The sequence below is a fragment of the Bradyrhizobium sp. GW821-FHT13H06 genome, assembly GCF_058803975.1.
On sequence record NZ_JBXAPN010000002.1, the window covers coordinates 219,303 to 234,917 of the forward strand.

Here is a 15,615-nt window from a genome sequence, read left to right on the forward strand (position 1 = left end):
GTTCACGCCATGAATGTTCTGTCTTCCGTCGACACCAAGAAGGCCGAGGTTGCCGAGATCGTGGATGAGCTGTGGTACAAGGACGCCATCATCTACCAGCTCCACGTCAAGGCCTTCGCCGACAGCAACAATGACGGCATCGGCGACTTCGCCGGACTGACCGAGAAGCTGCCCTATCTGCAGGAGCTCGGCGTCACGGCGCTGTGGCTGCTGCCGTTCTACCCCTCGCCCGGCCGCGACGACGGCTACGACATCGCCGATTACGGCTCGGTCAATCCCGATTTCGGGACGATGAAGGATTTCAAGCGCTTCATCCAGGAAGCGCAGAAGCGCGGCCTGCGCGTCATCACCGAGCTCGTCGTCAACCACACCTCGGACCAGCACAAATGGTTCAAGCGCGCGCGCCGCAGCCATCCGGGCTCCAGCGCCCGCAACTGGTATGTCTGGAGCGACACCGACCAGAAATACCAGGGCACGCGCATCATCTTCACCGACACGGAGAAATCGAACTGGACCTGGGACCCCGAGGCCGGCGCGTTCTACTGGCACCGCTTCTTCTCGCACCAGCCGGACCTCAATTTCGACAATCCGCGCGTGGTCAGCGCCATCATCCAGGTGATGAAGCGCTGGCTCGATGCCGGCGTCGACGGCTTCCGGCTCGACGCCATTCCCTATCTCTGCGAGCGCGAGGGCACCTCGAACGAGAACCTGCCCGAGACGCACACCATCATCAAGCGGCTGCGCCAGGAGCTCGACGCGTATTCGAAGGGCAAGCTGCTGCTGGCCGAGGCCAATCAATGGCCGGAGGACGTGCAGGAATATTTCGGCCGCGGCGACGAATGCCACATGGCCTACCATTTCCCGCTGATGCCGCGCATCTACATGGCGATCGCGCAGGAGGACCGCTTCCCGATCACCGACATCCTGCGCCAGACGCCGGATATTCCCGCGACCTGCCAATGGGCGCTGTTTCTGCGCAACCATGACGAGCTGACGCTGGAGATGGTCACCGACGTCGAGCGCGACTATCTCTGGACCACCTACGCCAACGATCCGCGCGCGCGCATCAATGTCGGCATCCGCCGGCGCCTTGCGCCGCTGATGGACAACGACCGCCGCAAGATCGAGCTGATGAACTCGCTGCTGCTGTCGTTCCCGGGCACGCCGATCATCTATTACGGCGACGAGATCGGGATGGGCGACAACATCTATCTCGGCGACCGCAACGGCGTGCGCACGCCGATGCAGTGGAGCCCGGACCGCAACGGCGGCTTCTCGCGCTGCGACCCGGCCCGCCTCTACGCACCGCTGATCATGGATCCCGTCTACGGCTATGAATCCGTGAACGTGGAGGCGCAGTCGCGCAGCCTGTCCTCGCTGCTCAGCGCCACCAAACGGCTGATCTCCGTGCGCAAGTCGACGCTCGCCTTCGGCCGCGGCAGCATGACCTTCATCCGCCCGGCCAACCGCGCCGTGCTGGCCTATGTCCGGCAATACCGCGACGAGGTGATCCTCTGCGTCGCCAATCTCTCGCGCGCCGCGCAGGCGACCGAGCTCGACCTGTCACCATGGAAGGACCGCGTCCCACAGGAGATGCTCGGCCGCACGCGCTTCCCTGCGATCGGCGAACTGCCCTACATGATCACGCTCGGGCCCTACGGCTTCTACTGGTTCCAGCTGCTGGAACGCGACAAGTCCGAGCCGGTGACGCCGCGCGCGGTGCCGGAGTTCGAAACGCTGGTCGTGCCGGTGAATTCGAACTGGGTCTCCCTCGCCCGCGAGCGCGGCGTGTTCGAGCGCGACGTGCTGCCGGGATTCCTGTCACGGACGCGGTGGTACCCCGAGCATAATCCCAAGCAGATCAAGACCGCGCTGACCTCGGCGGTGCCGTTCTGCGACATCGGCGACAACAGGCCCTGGATCGCGTTCTTCGAGACCGGGCAAGGGGACGCGGCCGCGCGCTACGTTCTGCCGCTGCAGATCGAATGGGTCCGCTTCGACCGCGAGCGCTTCAATCCCAGGGCGCTCGCTGCCGTGCGCCAGGGCGCACGCGAGGGCACGCTGCTCGACGTCGCGACCGACCAGATCTTCATCGGCCTGTTCCTGCGCAATCTGTCGCAGCACCTGGTGGTCGAAGAGAACAATCTGCGGCTGGAGTTCAAGCCCACCAGCCGTTTCGCCGACTACACCATCAAGGAGCCCGAACGCATCCGCGCAATCGAGCAGTCGAACAGCACCGCACTGGTCGACAACCAGTACGTCGCCAAGATCTATCGCCAGCTCGAAAGCGGCATCAGCCCCGAGATCGAGATCGGCTACTATCTCACGGAGGTCGCGCGCTTCGCCAATACGCCGGCGCTGCTCGGCAGCGTCGAACTGGTCGAGGGTGACCAGCGCAGCGCGCTCGGCGTGCTGCACGCCTATGTCGAGAACCAGGGCGACGGCTGGACCGTGACCACGGGGTATCTCGATCGCTATATCGACGAGCAGCGCGTGTTGCCGGCGGGCGAGAAGCTCCGCGAGACCCAGGAGCAGGCGCCTTACCTGCACTTCGTCGCGCAGATCGGCCGGCGGCTCGGCGAGCTGCATGTCGCTCTCGCGGCGGCAAAGCCGGACGATCTCGCTCCGGAGCCGATCGGCTCCGCATACATCAGGCGCCAGGTATCCGACCTCAAAGCACGCGCCGAACGGGTTCTGGACCGGCTGGCCGAGAGCCGCGACGGACTGCGGGAGGCGGACCGCCCGCTGATCGATCAGCTCGCGGAGGCCCGTGCGAGCCTGTCCGACCGACTGAATGCGCTATTGCCTTCCGGGATCGGCGGGTTGAACATCCGTCATCATGGCGACTTCCGCCTGGGGCAAACTCTGATCGTGAAGGACGATATCTTCATCATCGACTTCGACGGCGATCCGCGTGTGCCGCTGGCCGACAAGCGGCGCAAGGCGCCGGCGGCGCGCGACGTCGCGGGCCTGATCCACTCGATTGAAGTTTCGATTGACACGGCCCTCAATCGCGCGCTCAAGGGCGGCTCCGACGAGCAGGGCCGGCTCACGGCGGCGCTCGACGAATGGCGCGAGCGTGCTACCGCGACCTTCTTGTCGGCCTATCACGAAACCATGACCGATCGGCGGTTATGGCCGGAAGATCGGCGAGCCGCGGAAGGCCTGTTGAGGTTCTTCCTGCTTGATCACGCATTCAACGAAGTAGAGTACGAGCTGTCCTACCGGCCTGAGGGGCTGCATGCGCCGCTGACCGGACTGCTTCGCATTCTGTCCAGTGCCGAGAGCGAAGCCCATGCCTAAACTGCCTGCCGAGGCCTATGCGATCATCGAGGGCCGCCATTCCGATCCCTTCCACTATCTCGGGCTGCATCCCGAGGGTGGTCGAAGCGTGGTGCGCGCGTTTCTACCCGAGGCCGTCAACGTCGAGGCGGTCGGCGAACATGGCGAGGTCGCCCCGCTCGACCGCGTCCACGACGCTGGCCTGTTCATCGGCGCCCTGCCCAATGGCTCGAAGCATTACCAGCTTCGCGCAAAGTTCGGCAACGACGTCTTCGAGTTCGAGGATGCCTACCGTTTTCCGCCGATCCTGACCGATTTTGATCTGTACCTGCTCGGCGAAGGCACGCATCAGCGCCTCTACGACAAGCTCGGCGCGCATCCGGTGCAGCTCGACGGCGTCGACGGCATCGGCTTCGTGGTGCTGGCGCCGAATGCGCGCCGCGTGTCCGTGGTCGGCGACTTCAACTTCTGGGACGGTCGGCGCCATCCGATGCGGGTGCGCGGCAGCGGCTATTGGGAGCTGTTCATCCCGCATGCGAAGACCGGCGATCACTACAAGTTCGAGATCATCGGCCCGCATGGTCATCTGATTCCGCTGAAGTCCGATCCGCTGGCATTCGCGAGCGAGGTACGGCCGAAGACGGCGTCCATCGTGTTCGACGAAGCGCACCTGCCGCGGCCGCGGCCGGCGCCCGACGGCATCAATTCACTGTCGGCGCCGATGTCGATCTACGAGGTCCATCTCGGCTCGTGGCGGCGCAAGAACGACAATGAATGGCTGACCTATCGCGAGCTGGCCGAGCAGCTGCCGGCCTACGCCCGCGACATGGGCTTCACCCATCTCGAATTCCTTCCCGTGAGCGAGCATCCCTTCGACGGCTCGTGGGGCTACCAGCCGACCGGACTCTATGCGCCGACCAGCCGCTTCGGCACACCCGACGAGTTTGCGGCACTGATCGATGCCTGCCACCGCGAAGGCATCGGCGTGCTGCTCGACTGGGTGCCCGGTCATTTCCCCGATGACCCGCACGGGCTCGGCCATTTCGACGGTACCTCGCTCTACGAGCACGCCAACCCGCTGCAGGGGCGCCACCTCGACTGGGGCACGCTGATCTACAATTACGGCCGCACCGAAGTGACGAACTTCCTGGTGTCGAATGCGCTGTTCTGGCTGGAGCGCTATGCGATCGACGGCCTGCGCGTCGATGCGGTCGCGTCCATGCTCTATCTCGACTACAGCCGGCCCCCCGGCGCGTGGATTCCGAACCAGTATGGCGGCCGAGAGAACATCGAGGCGATCGACTTCCTGCGCCGCTTCAACACGGAAGTGTTCGCCCGCTTCCCGCAGGCGACCACCGCCGCCGAGGAGTCCACCGCCTGGCCGCAGGTCTCGCGCCCGGTCGAATTCGGCGGGCTCGGCTTCGGCTACAAGTGGAACATGGGCTGGATGCACGACACGCTGAGCTACATCAGCAAGGATCCGATCCACCGCAAGCACCATCACGGCGAGATCCTGTTCGGCCTGCACTACGCCTTCTCGGAAAACTTCATCCTGCCGCTGTCGCATGACGAGGTCGTGCACGGCAAGCGCTCCATCCTCGGCCGCATGCCCGGCGACGAGTGGCAGCGCTTCGCCAATTTGCGCGCCTATTACGGCTTCATGTTCGGCCATCCCGGCAAGAAGCTGCTGTTCATGGGCGCGGAAATCGCGCAGAGCCGCGAATGGAATCACGACCAGTCGCTCGACTGGCACCTGCTCGAATACAAGTCCCATTCCGGCGTCCAGGCGCTGATCCGCGATCTCAACCGGCTCTATCGCGCGGTGCCGGCGCTGCACCAGATGGACTGCGACCAGGCCGGCTTCGAATGGCTGGTCACCGATGACGCCAACCGCAACGTGTTCGCCTGGCTGCGCAAGGGATTCGACGAGCACGCGCGGTGCCTGGTGATCGTCAACTTCTCGCCGAACGTCTACCAGAACTATCGCGTTCCCGTGCCCCTTGGCGGCAAGTGGAAGGAAGTGCTCAACTCGGATTCCGCCCATTATGGCGGCAGCAATGTCGGGAATATCGGCGAAGTTCTTGCCGAGAACGGCGAGCTCCGCCTCACCATTCCACCGCTCGCTGCGATCTTCCTCGTTCCGGAAAGCTGACTGATGCGTCTGACTGGTGGATCGCCCGCACGCCTCGGCGCAAGCTGGGACGGACGCGGCACCAATTTCGCGCTGTTCTCCGCCAACGCGCAGAAGGTCGAGCTCTGCCTGTTCGACGCGCAAGGCCGCCGCGAGCTCGAGCGCATCGAGCTGCCTGAGAGGACCGAGGATGTCTGGCACGGCTATCTCAACGACGTTTCGCCCGGCCAGCTCTACGGCTACCGCGTGCACGGCCCTTACGAGCCCGAGCACGGTCACCGCTTCAACGCCAACAAGCTGGTGCTCGACCCCTATGCCAAGCGGCTTGCCGGGCGGCTGGTCTGGAGCGATGCGCATTTTGCCTACCGCACCGGGAGCCCGCGCGAGGACCTGTCCTTCGACCGGCGCGACAATGCGCGGGGCATGCCGAAGGCCGTCGTGGTCGACGAGACCTTCAACTGGGGCCGCCGCGAGATCCGCCCCAACATCCCCTGGGAAGACACCATCATCTACGAGGCCCACGTCAAGGGCCTGACCCAGAAGCGCGACGACGTGCCGCCGAATCTGCGCGGCACCTATGGCGGCCTGTCCTCGCCGGCGATGATCGAGCACCTGAAGAAGCTCGGCGTCACCACGGTCGAGCTGTTGCCGATCCACAGCTTCGTCGACGACCGCATCCTCGTGGAAAAGAAGCTCGCCAATTACTGGGGCTACAACACGCTGTCCTTCTTCGCGCCCGAGCCGCGCTACGCCCAGGACAATGCCCTGGATTCCTTCCGCACCACGGTGGCGCGGCTGCACGATGCCGGCATCGAGGTGATGCTCGACGTCGTCTACAATCACACCGCCGAGGGCAACCATCTCGGCCCGACGCTGTGCTATCGTGGCATCGACAACGCCTCCTACTACTGGCTGAACCGCGAGAACCCGCGCTATTACGACGACTTCACCGGCTGCGGCTCGTCGGTGAACCTCACCCATCCGCGCGTGCTGCAGATGGTGATGGATTCCTTGCGCTACTGGGTCGAGGTCTGCCACGTCGACGGCTTCCGCTTCGACCTCGCCACCACGCTGGCACGCGGGCCGAACGGCTTCGATCGCGGCAGCTCGTTCCTGACCGCGGTCCGGCAGGACCCGGTGCTGGCGACGGTCAAGCTCGTCGCCGAGCCATGGGACCTTGGCCTCGGCGGCTACCAGGTCGGCGCCTTCCCCTCGCAATGGTCGGAATGGAACGACCGCTATCGCAGCGCCATGCGCCGCTACTGGAGCGGCGAAGGCAGCCTGATCGGCGACATTTCCAGCCGCATGACCGCATCGTCCGACCTCTTCAACCACGACGGACGGCGACCGCGCGCCAGCATCAACCACATCACTGTCCACGACGGCTTCACGCTCGCCGACCTCTTCAGCTACAACGAGAAGCACAACGAGGCCAATGGCGAGGACAATCGCGACGGCTCCAACGACAATCACAGCAACAATTGCGGTGTCGAGGGTCCAACTGACGATCCGAACATCATCAGCCTGCGCCGGCAACTGCGCAAGAACGTGCTGGCCTGCCTGATGCTGGCGCAGGGCGTTCCGCTGATCCTCGCCGGCGACGAGGTCGGCAACTCGCAATCCGGCAACAACAACGCCTATTGCCAGGACAACGAAGTCGGCTGGGTCGGCTGGGACAATCTCGGCAAGGAGGGCGACGACATGGTCGACTTCGTCGCCCATCTCGCCGACATCCGCCGCCGGTTCTCGCAGCTCCGCAGCCATCGCTGGCTCGATGGCCGTCCCAAGGACGGCGTGTCGTACGGTGCGCTATGGCTGACCCCCGCCGGCCACGAGATGACGGAGAGCGACTGGAAATTCCCGGAAGGCCGGTTCCTCTCCTATGTGATGGGGCCGATGGAACCGGGCGGTGCTGCGATCTTTATCGTACTGAACGCCGCTCCCGAAGAGATCGCATTCAAATTGCCGCAAATGACCGAATACAAGAGCTGGCAGCAGATCCTGAACACGACCGATGCCATGCTGAATACGATCGACTTCCTGCCCGGGAGCGACAGCAAGGCGCCGCCGCGTTCCGTGCTCGCCTTCGCGGGGGCGCTATGAGACCGTCCTTCGGGGCGAAGCCGACGAAGGACGGCGTGTCGTTCCGACTATGGGCGCCCGCCGCGCGCCGCGTCGACCTCCTGCTCGACCGCGGGCACGCGATGCAGCGCCGGCAGGATGGCTGGTACGTCGCCGAGATTGCCGGCCTCACGGCCGGCAGTCCCTACAAGTTCAGGATCGACGACGAGATCGACGTGCCGGATCCTGCTTCGGCCTTCCAGCCCGAGGACGTGTTCGGCCCGAGCGAGGTGATCGATCACGACGCCTTCGTGTGGCGCGCGCGCGAATGGCGCGGCCGCCCCTGGGAAGAGACGGTGCTGATCGAGACTCATGTCGGAACCTTCACGCCGGAGGGCACCTACCGCGCCATGATCGACAAGCTCGATCATCTGGCGGCGACCGGCATCACCGCGCTCGAATTGATGCCGCTGGCCGATTTCGCCGGACGCCGCGGCTGGGGCTATGACGGCGTGCTGTGGTATGCGCCCGACAGCGCCTATGGCCGGCCCGAAGACCTGAAGACGCTGATCGACGAGGCCCATCTGCGCGGGCTGATGGTGTTTCTCGACGTGGTCTACAATCATTTCGGCCCGGAAGGAAACTACCTCGGCCGCTATGCGCCGACCTTCTTCACCGATGCGCACACGCCGTGGGGCAGTGCGATCGATTATCGCGTGCCGCAGGCGCGAGCCTTCGCCGTCGAGAACGCGCTGTCCTGGCTCGGCGACTACCGCTTCGACGGCCTGAGGCTGGATGCCGCCAACCACATCATGGCGATTCCCGGCGAGCAATCGATGCTGCAGGACCTGAGCGTGGCCGCCGGCGAGCTCGCCAAGGCCACGGGACGCCACATCCATCTCGTGCTGGAGAACGGCGACAATCGCGCCAGCCTGCTCGACGCCGCGCAAGAGCCGCCGAACGGCAAATATCGCGGCCAGTGGAACGATGATTATCATCACGTCTGGCATGTGATGCTGACCGGCGAGCTCGCCGGTTACTACGCCGACTACCAGACGCCGCGCATGGACCTCGCGCGCGCGCTGGCCTCGGGCTTCGTCTATCAGGGCGAGATCTCGGAATTCTGGGGCAAGAGGCCGCGCGGCGAGCCGAGCGGTGAGCTGCCGCCGGCGACCTTCGTCAATTTCCTGCAGAACCACGACCAGATCGGCAACCGTCCGCTTGGCGAGCGGCTGGAAAGCCTGGCATCGCCGGAACAGATCGAGGCCGCCCTCGCAGTCACCCTGCTCGCGCCGATGGTGCCGATGCTGTTTCAGGGCGAGGAATGGGGCTCGACAGTCCCCTTCCCGTTCTTCTGCGATTTCCACGGCGGACTCGCCGAGGCCGTGCGCAAGGGGCGCAAGCAGGAATATGCCTGGGCTTACGAAAAATACGGCGACGAAGTGCCCGACCCGCTCGATCCGGCAACGCTGCAATCCGCAGTGCTCGACTGGACCGGCCGCACGCCGCAACAGGACGCGCGGCTCGCGCTGGTGAAAGACCTGCTCGCGCTGCGTCGCAAGGAGATCGTGCCCCGGCTCGAGGGCGCAAGCTTCGGCGACGCCGAGGCGGCCGACAACGGCCTGCTCACCGCGCATTGGCGGATGGGCGACGGCACGACGTTGCGCCTCGTCGCCAATCTGTCGGATCACGAGATCACCTCCACCCCCAGCGCGGGCACGCCGATCTGGGGCGGCGCCAGCGAGCGGCTCCCGCCTTGGTCGGTGGTCTGGCGTCTCGGAGGTTGACATGCCTCCTGCCATTCCTCTCGCGACCTACCGGCTTCAGCTCACCGCGGATTTCGACTTCGACAAGGCCGCCGCGGTCGTCCCTTATCTCAAGGCGCTGGGCATCACGCACCTCTATGCTTCGCCGGTGATGAAGGCCCGCAAGGGCTCGACCCATGGCTACGACACCGTCGATCACAGCCAGTTCAATCCCGAGCTCGGCGGCGAGGCCGGCTTCGCACGACTGAGCGAGGCGCTCGAGGCGCACGATCTCGGGCTCATCATCGATTTCGTGCCCAACCATGTCGGCGTGCATTTCGCCGACAACCCCTGGTGGCTCGACGTGCTGGAATGGGGCCAGGCCTCGCCGCACGCCGCCTCCTTCGACATCGACTGGGATCAACTGGCCTTCCGCGCCCGCGGCGGCGTGCTGCTGCCCATCCTCGGCCTGTCCTACGGCGAGGCACTGGAGCGCGGCGAGATCGAGCTGCGCTACGATCCCGACGAGGGAAGTTTCTCCGCCTGGTATTTCGAGCATCGCCTGCCGATCGCACCGGAGCGCTATGGCGAAATTCTGCGCGTGATCGTCAAGGAGGCGGATGCGGCGGAAACGGAGCCCGGCAAGCGCCTGCTGTCCCTCGCGACCCGCTACACGGGGCTGCGCCGTCCCAATCGCAAGGAAGCTCCCGGCTTCAAGACCGAGCTCAAGGAGATCGCGGGCGCCGCCGACATCATCGGCCGCGGCCTTGCCGTCTATCGCGCCGGCAAGGACCGCCCGGCGCAGACGCTGACGCTGCATCATCTGCTGGAGCGCCAGCACTACAAGCTCGGGCACTGGCGGCTCGCCTCCAGCGACATCAACTATCGCCGCTTCTTCGACGTCAACGGCCTCGCCGGCTTGCGCGTCGAGGATCCCGGCACATTTGCCGCCACGCACCGGCTGGTGAAGCAACTCATCGCCGACGGCAAACTACAGGGAATCCGGCTCGATCACATCGACGGCCTGCGTGACCCCGCACAATATTGCCAGCGATTGCGCCGCTTGGTGCGCGACGCCCAGGGCAACACGAAGCCTTTCTATACCGTGATCGAAAAGATCCTGTGCGAGCACGAGCGCCTGCAGAAGTTCGCCGGCGTCCAGGGCACCACGGGCTATGAATGGATGAACGTCATCACCCATGTGCTGGTCGATCCCAAAGGCCTCGAAGCGCTGGACGAGACCTGGCGGCAGATCAGCAACCGGCCGCCGCGGCTTGCGCCTTACGTCAAGGACGCCAAGCGGCGGGTCCTGGAGACGTTGCTCGCCAGCGAATTCACCGTGCTGTCGCGTCTGCTCGCGCGCATCGCCAACGGGCATTACTCGACAAGGGACTTCTCGGCCGACAGCCTGCGACAGGCGCTCGAGCTTTATGTGCTGCATTTCCCGGTCTATCGCACCTACCTGACGCACAGCGGCCCGACGGCACCGGACCGCAAGCTGATCGAGGACACCATCGAGCGCGCGCGCGGGGAGTGGTTTGCCGCCGACGAGGGCATCTTCGACTTCCTGCGCGATGCCCTCACCATGGACCTGCTCAAGCCCGGCCGTCCCCCGCACAGCGCCACGCGCGTGCGCCGCTTCGCGCTGAAGGTGCAGCAATTCACCGGGCCGATGATGGCGAAGTCGCTGGAGGACACCGCGTTCTATCAATTCCACCGGCTGCTTGCGCTGAACGAGGTCGGCGGCGATCCCGCGAGCACCGGCCTCACCGTTCCCGCCTTCCATCAGGTCATGCAGGCCCGCGCCAGGGAATGGCCGCAAGGCATGACCGCGACCGCCACGCACGACACCAAACGCGGCGAGGATGCCCGCACGCGCATCGCCGCGCTCAGCGAGATTCCCGGCGAATGGACCAGCGCGGTGGCGCGCTGGAAGGTGTTGAACGCGCCGCATCTGACGCACCATGGCAGTTTCCGCGCGCCGTCGGCGACGTTCGAATACATGCTCTACCAGACCTTGCTCGGCGCCTGGCCGCTCGAGGAGCCGGCCGATGCCGCTTTCGTCGAGCGCATCCAGGCCTATGCGCTCAAGGCCGCGCGCGAGGGCAAGGAGGAGACGAGCTGGCTCAACCCGCATGAAACCTATGAGGACGGCATACGGGACTTCGTCGGGAAGATCCTCGATCCCGCCCTGTCCGCAGAATTCCTGGAGGCATTGCAAACGCTGGCTCGCCGCGTCGCACTGCTCGGCACGTTGAACTCGCTGAGCCAGCTCACGCTCAAGGCGACGCTGCCTGGCGTGCCGGACTTCTATCAGGGCACCGAGTTCTGGGATTTGTCGCTGGTCGATCCCGACAACCGCCGCCCGGTGGACTTTGCCGCACGCCACGCGGCACTGGGCTCGCTGGAGGATCCGGATTGGCGCGGCCTGAGCAAGAGCTGGCCGGACGGCCAGCTCAAGCTGGCCTGGACGCGGCATCTTCTCAAGCTGCGCAATGGACTCGCCGACGTATTCGCCCAGGGTGACTATCAGCCGCTCGAGGTGCGCGGCGCACATGCCGACCACGTGATCGCCTTTGCGCGCCGTCATGGCCGCGCGGCAGCGATCGTCGTGGTCGGGCGTCATTTCGCGCCGTTCACGCAAGGCGGCCGGGAATGGCCCGCGATGCAAGGCATCGATGCGACCGTCGACATCGCCGGCTACACCGCGACAGGCCTTGCGGGGACCGAAGTACCGCTCGCGCAGGCCTGGCGCGATCTTCCCGTAGCCGTCATCGAGGCGCGGACTGCGAACGCGGTGAAGCCGATGCGCCAGCGCGTGCGCGGCTGAGGCTACTTGCCGCCGTCCTTGGTCAGCAGCAACTGGCCCCGCTTCCTGATCGTCGCCTGCGCCATCTCGGCAAAGCGCTGCAACAGCCAAGGCAGCACCACCTCGACCCGGACCTGGTCGTCGGCGACGTCGACCTGGCCGGTCGCGATCTGCCCGAGCGCGCGGATGCGGAAATTCATGCTGTCGCCGGTCCAGCGTTCCTCCTCGACCTGCATCACCGGAATGCTTGCCGCGGCGCGGCCAAGCCCTGTCTTGAGCCGGCGCACCGCCTCCTCGCGGCCGAGACGATGCGGGATTGAAACGACAAGCGGTGCTGACATGGTTCCCGTCCGGTGATGGCTCTCCCCACATAGTCATGCCCGCTGCACCTGCAAAGGTTCCATGCAAGTTGGACCCTCGGGATTGTTTCAACGCGGGAACTTTACAACCTGCGGCAAGTTGCCCCCGGACGACGGGACAGGTGCAACGACCCTTTCGACAAAGGGCTGGAGGAGACTCGCATGTCAATCGGCACGATCATTCTGATCATTCTGATCATCGCCCTGCTTGGCGGCTTCAGCGGCATCGGCGGCGGACCGTTCTACGGCACCGGCTATTATGGTGGCGGCGGCCTCGGGCTCGTCATCATCATCCTGCTGATCCTGCTGCTGATGGGACGGATCTAGCGGCATCCACGATGTCGTAGGGTGGGCAAAGGCGCACAGCGCCGTGCCCACCTCTTCGTCGTAACGAAAGAGATCGTGGGCACGCTTCGCTTTGCCCACCCTACTTCTTCCCCGACAGCTTCTTGATCGCGGCCTTGATCGATGTCGCCGCATCGTCATAGCCCTCCCACGCCTTCGATCGCGGCAACAGGCCCGGCACGGAACGCAGCGTGTAGCGCTTGGGATCGAGATCGCTCTTCACTTGCGTCCAGGTCAGCGGCATCGATACCGTGGCCCCGGCGCGCGCCCGCGGCGACAAGGGGGCCACCGCCGTCGACATGCGGTCGTTGCGCAGATAATCCAGGAAGATCTTTCCCTTGCGCAGCTTCTTCGACATGTTGATCAGGTAGCGTTCGGGATCGTCGTCGGCCATCCACTGGCAGACGCCCTGCGCGAAGGCCTTGGCCTCCTTCCAGCTCACCTTGTCGCGCGCTCCGTGAAGCAGCGGCACCACGACGTGCAGGCCCTTGCCGCCCGTGGTCTTGCAGAAGCTGTCCATGCCGATGTCGGAAAGGCGCTGCCGCATCTCCTTGGCCGCCTCGACGACGTCAGCGAAGTCGACGTCGGGCGCGGGATCGAGATCGAACACCAGCCGGCCCGGCGTGTCGTAGGCATAAGGCGCGCAATTCCAGGGATGCAGCTCGACGCCGCCGATCTGCGCCACGGCGGCGAGCCCCTCGATCCGATCGATCTGAAGGTAGGGCTTGCGGTCGCCGGAGACTCTTGCGAGCTCCAGAAGGTTCGACGTCCCCTGCATCGCATGGCGCTGGAAGAAGCATTCGCCCTTGATGCCATCCGGCGCGCGGATCAGCGAACACGGCCGGCCCTTGAGGTGCACGATCATCCATTCGCCGACGGCTTCGAGATAGCGGGCAAGGTCCAGCTTCGTGACGACGCCGCCATCGCCGTCGTCGGGCCACAGCTCTTTGTCCGGCTTGGAGATGACGACACCCATGACCTCGGCATTTTGAGCGGTCTGCTTCGACTGCCGCCCGGCCTTGGTGCGCGCCGCCTTCGTGGCGGAGGGCTCGGCGAGCTCGGTGTCGACGGGCGTCTCCGCCTCGACCTCCTCGGCAGGCTTGTCCTGCCGCAGTCCCTTGAACGCCGCCTGGCGAATGTTGCCGTCGGCGGTGAAGCCCGCGAACTCGATCTCGGCGACGAGCTCCGGCTTCAGCCAGTGCACGTCGCGGGTCTTCCTCGGCGCATTCTTGCCGCCGAAGGGGCTGTCCTTGGCCGCCATGGCTTTCAGCGCAGGCATGATGCGCTTGACCTTGTCCGCGCCGAAGCCGGTGCCGACCATGCCGACAAAGGCGAGATGATCACCGCGCTGCACGCCCGCCATCAGCGAGCGGAACTTGCCGCTCGTGGTCTTGTAACCTCCGATCACCACCTCGTGGCCAGCGCGACATTTCGACTTGACCCAGCTCTCGGTGCGGCCGGAACGATAGGGCGCGTTCAGCTTCTTCGAGACCACGCCCTCGAGCTCGAGCTTGCAGGCCGATTGCAGCACGGCATCGCCGCCGCTCTCGAAATGCTCGACATAGCGGAGTTGGCTCGATTTCCGCTTGCGGGACTCCAGCAGCTCCTTCAGCCGGACCTTGCGTTCGCCGAGCGGCAGGCGGCGGTCATCCTCGCCCTCGGCGAAGAGCAGGTCGAAGGCAAAGAAGATCAGCTCGTCGGTCTTGCCGTCGGACAACGCAGCCTGCAGCGAGGAGAAGTTCGGCGCGCCGTTATGGTCGAGCGCGACGATCTCTCCGTCGATGATCACGTCGGGCAGCGCAGCCGCTTCCTTGGCAATGGAGGCGAACTTGCCGGTCCAGTCGAGACCCTTGCGCGTCTTCAGTGTGGCCTCGCCGTCCTCGACCCGGAGCTGGACGCGATAGCCGTCGAACTTGATCTCGTGGCACCAACCCTGGTCGGCCGGCGGCCGCTCCACCAGCGTACAGAGCTGCGGCGCGACGAAATCCGGCATCTCCGCGACCTTGCTGGCGCTCGTCGCTGTCGTGGCTCTCTTCTTCGCCGCTCTGCCGCCCTTCAGCGCGGTGCGCGGCGCCGGCTTGACCGTGCGCCCTTTCGTCTCCTCGGCACGGTTGGATTGCCAGACTGCATCGGCCCTGCCCCTGGGACCCTTAGGGCCCTTGGCCAGCATGAACGGCTTTGGCGCGCGGCCCTTGCCTTCGGCGATCTGCTCCATCGCGCGGCCGGAGGCGACGGATCTGTCCTGGTCGAGAACATCGTTGTCCGCGCCTTCGCGGACATATTCGTCACGATGCTTGATCAGGAGCCAGTTGGTACGCTTGCCGCCGGTACGGTCGTTGCGCATGCGCACCAGGACCCAGCTTCCATGCAGCTTCTCGCCGTGCAGGGTGAACTTCAGATCGCCCTTCTTGAAGCCGGCTTCCGGATCATCCGATTCCCAGGTGCCGCGGTCCCACAGCATCACCGTGCCGCCGCCATATTGTCCTTCCGGAATCGTGCCTTCGAAATCGCCATAGTCGAGCGGATGGTCTTCCACCTCGACTGCCAGCCGCTTGTCGTGCGGATCGAGCGAGGGTCCCTTCGTCACCGCCCAGGACTTGAACACGCCGTCGAATTCGAGTCGCAGATCGTAGTGCAGGCGGCTAGCGTCGTGCTTCTGGATGACGAAGCGCCGCTGCTTCGACGGCGCCACTGCGCTCTTGCCCGATGGCTCGGGCGTCTTTTCGAAATCCCGCTTCCGTCGGTAAGTGGAGAGTTTTTGCAGCACGACCGGTCCCGCTTCTCTTTCGGCATCCAAGCCTATCACGGCGAAAGTCCCGCCCGGAACCAAAACCCCATGGGACGGTTGGGGTTCCAAAACGCCTTGAACACGCTGGAGAACGG

The 15,615-nt window shown here is 65.2% G+C and carries 8 protein-coding genes; 6 read left to right on the top strand and 2 right to left on the bottom strand.

From position 1 onward, the window contains the following. The first annotated feature begins 9 nt into the window (after nucleotides 1-9). From treS to treY, 5 genes are read left to right on the top strand one after another with little or no spacing between them, the layout of a single operon-like run. Nucleotides 10-3,303, top strand: coding sequence for a maltose alpha-D-glucosyltransferase (gene treS / locus AC1RQP_RS07865; protein ID WP_492936528.1), 3,294 nt, complete (start codon nucleotides 10-12; stop codon nucleotides 3,301-3,303). After that, the gene (glgB, locus tag AC1RQP_RS07870; RefSeq protein WP_492936529.1) at nucleotides 3,296-5,434 is read left to right on the top strand and encodes a 1,4-alpha-glucan branching protein GlgB; all 2,139 of its coding nucleotides are present in this window, start codon (nucleotides 3,296-3,298) and stop codon (nucleotides 5,432-5,434) included. Before treS ends, glgB begins: the two co-directional genes overlap by 8 nt. Nucleotides 5,435-5,437: 3 nt before the next feature. Beyond that, entirely contained in the window at nucleotides 5,438-7,516 is a 2,079-nt protein-coding gene (gene glgX / locus AC1RQP_RS07875; RefSeq protein WP_492936530.1) for a glycogen debranching protein GlgX, read from the top strand. Continuing rightward, nucleotides 7,513-9,261: a malto-oligosyltrehalose trehalohydrolase gene (gene treZ, locus AC1RQP_RS07880; protein WP_492936531.1), complete on the top strand. Its 1,749-nt coding sequence runs from the start codon at nucleotides 7,513-7,515 to the stop codon at nucleotides 9,259-9,261. The genes glgX and treZ overlap by 4 nt, the downstream gene beginning before the upstream one ends. Before the next feature lies 1 nt (nucleotide 9,262). Beyond that, entirely contained in the window at nucleotides 9,263-12,049 is a 2,787-nt protein-coding gene (treY, locus tag AC1RQP_RS07885) for a malto-oligosyltrehalose synthase (protein WP_492936532.1), read from the top strand. Between the two features lie 2 nt (nucleotides 12,050-12,051). On the opposite strand, the gene AC1RQP_RS07890 is transcribed toward treY, so the two are convergent. Beyond that, the gene (locus AC1RQP_RS07890; protein WP_061877079.1) at nucleotides 12,052-12,369 is read right to left on the bottom strand and encodes a polyhydroxyalkanoic acid system family protein; all 318 of its coding nucleotides are present in this window, start codon (nucleotides 12,367-12,369) and stop codon (nucleotides 12,052-12,054) included. 180 nt (nucleotides 12,370-12,549) lie between these two features. On the opposite strand from AC1RQP_RS07890, the gene AC1RQP_RS07895 reads away from it, so the two are divergent. Next, nucleotides 12,550-12,714 (top strand): DUF3309 family protein, encoded by a 165-nt coding sequence (locus tag AC1RQP_RS07895; protein ID WP_074117325.1) that lies wholly within the window; start codon nucleotides 12,550-12,552, stop codon nucleotides 12,712-12,714. A gap of 100 nt (nucleotides 12,715-12,814) precedes the next feature. Here AC1RQP_RS07895 and ligD read toward each other — a convergent pair whose 3' ends face one another. Next, on the bottom strand, nucleotides 12,815-15,499 hold the full coding sequence (ligD, locus tag AC1RQP_RS07900) for a DNA ligase D (protein ID WP_492937116.1): 2,685 nt from the start codon (nucleotides 15,497-15,499) through the stop codon (nucleotides 12,815-12,817). Between the last annotated feature and the right edge of the window lie 116 nt (nucleotides 15,500-15,615).

Coding starts and splice junctions, on each gene's coding strand:
- treS (WP_492936528.1), top strand. CDS start 10: ATGAATGTTCTGTCTTCCGTCGACACCAAGAAGGCCGAGGTTGCCGAG.
- glgB (WP_492936529.1), top strand. CDS start 3,296: ATGCCTAAACTGCCTGCCGAGGCCTATGCGATCATCGAGGGCCGCCAT.
- glgX (WP_492936530.1), top strand. CDS start 5,438: ATGCGTCTGACTGGTGGATCGCCCGCACGCCTCGGCGCAAGCTGGGAC.
- treZ (WP_492936531.1), top strand. CDS start 7,513: ATGAGACCGTCCTTCGGGGCGAAGCCGACGAAGGACGGCGTGTCGTTC.
- treY (WP_492936532.1), top strand. CDS start 9,263: ATGCCTCCTGCCATTCCTCTCGCGACCTACCGGCTTCAGCTCACCGCG.
- AC1RQP_RS07890 (WP_061877079.1), bottom strand. CDS start 12,369: ATGTCAGCACCGCTTGTCGTTTCAATCCCGCATCGTCTCGGCCGCGAG.
- AC1RQP_RS07895 (WP_074117325.1), top strand. CDS start 12,550: ATGTCAATCGGCACGATCATTCTGATCATTCTGATCATCGCCCTGCTT.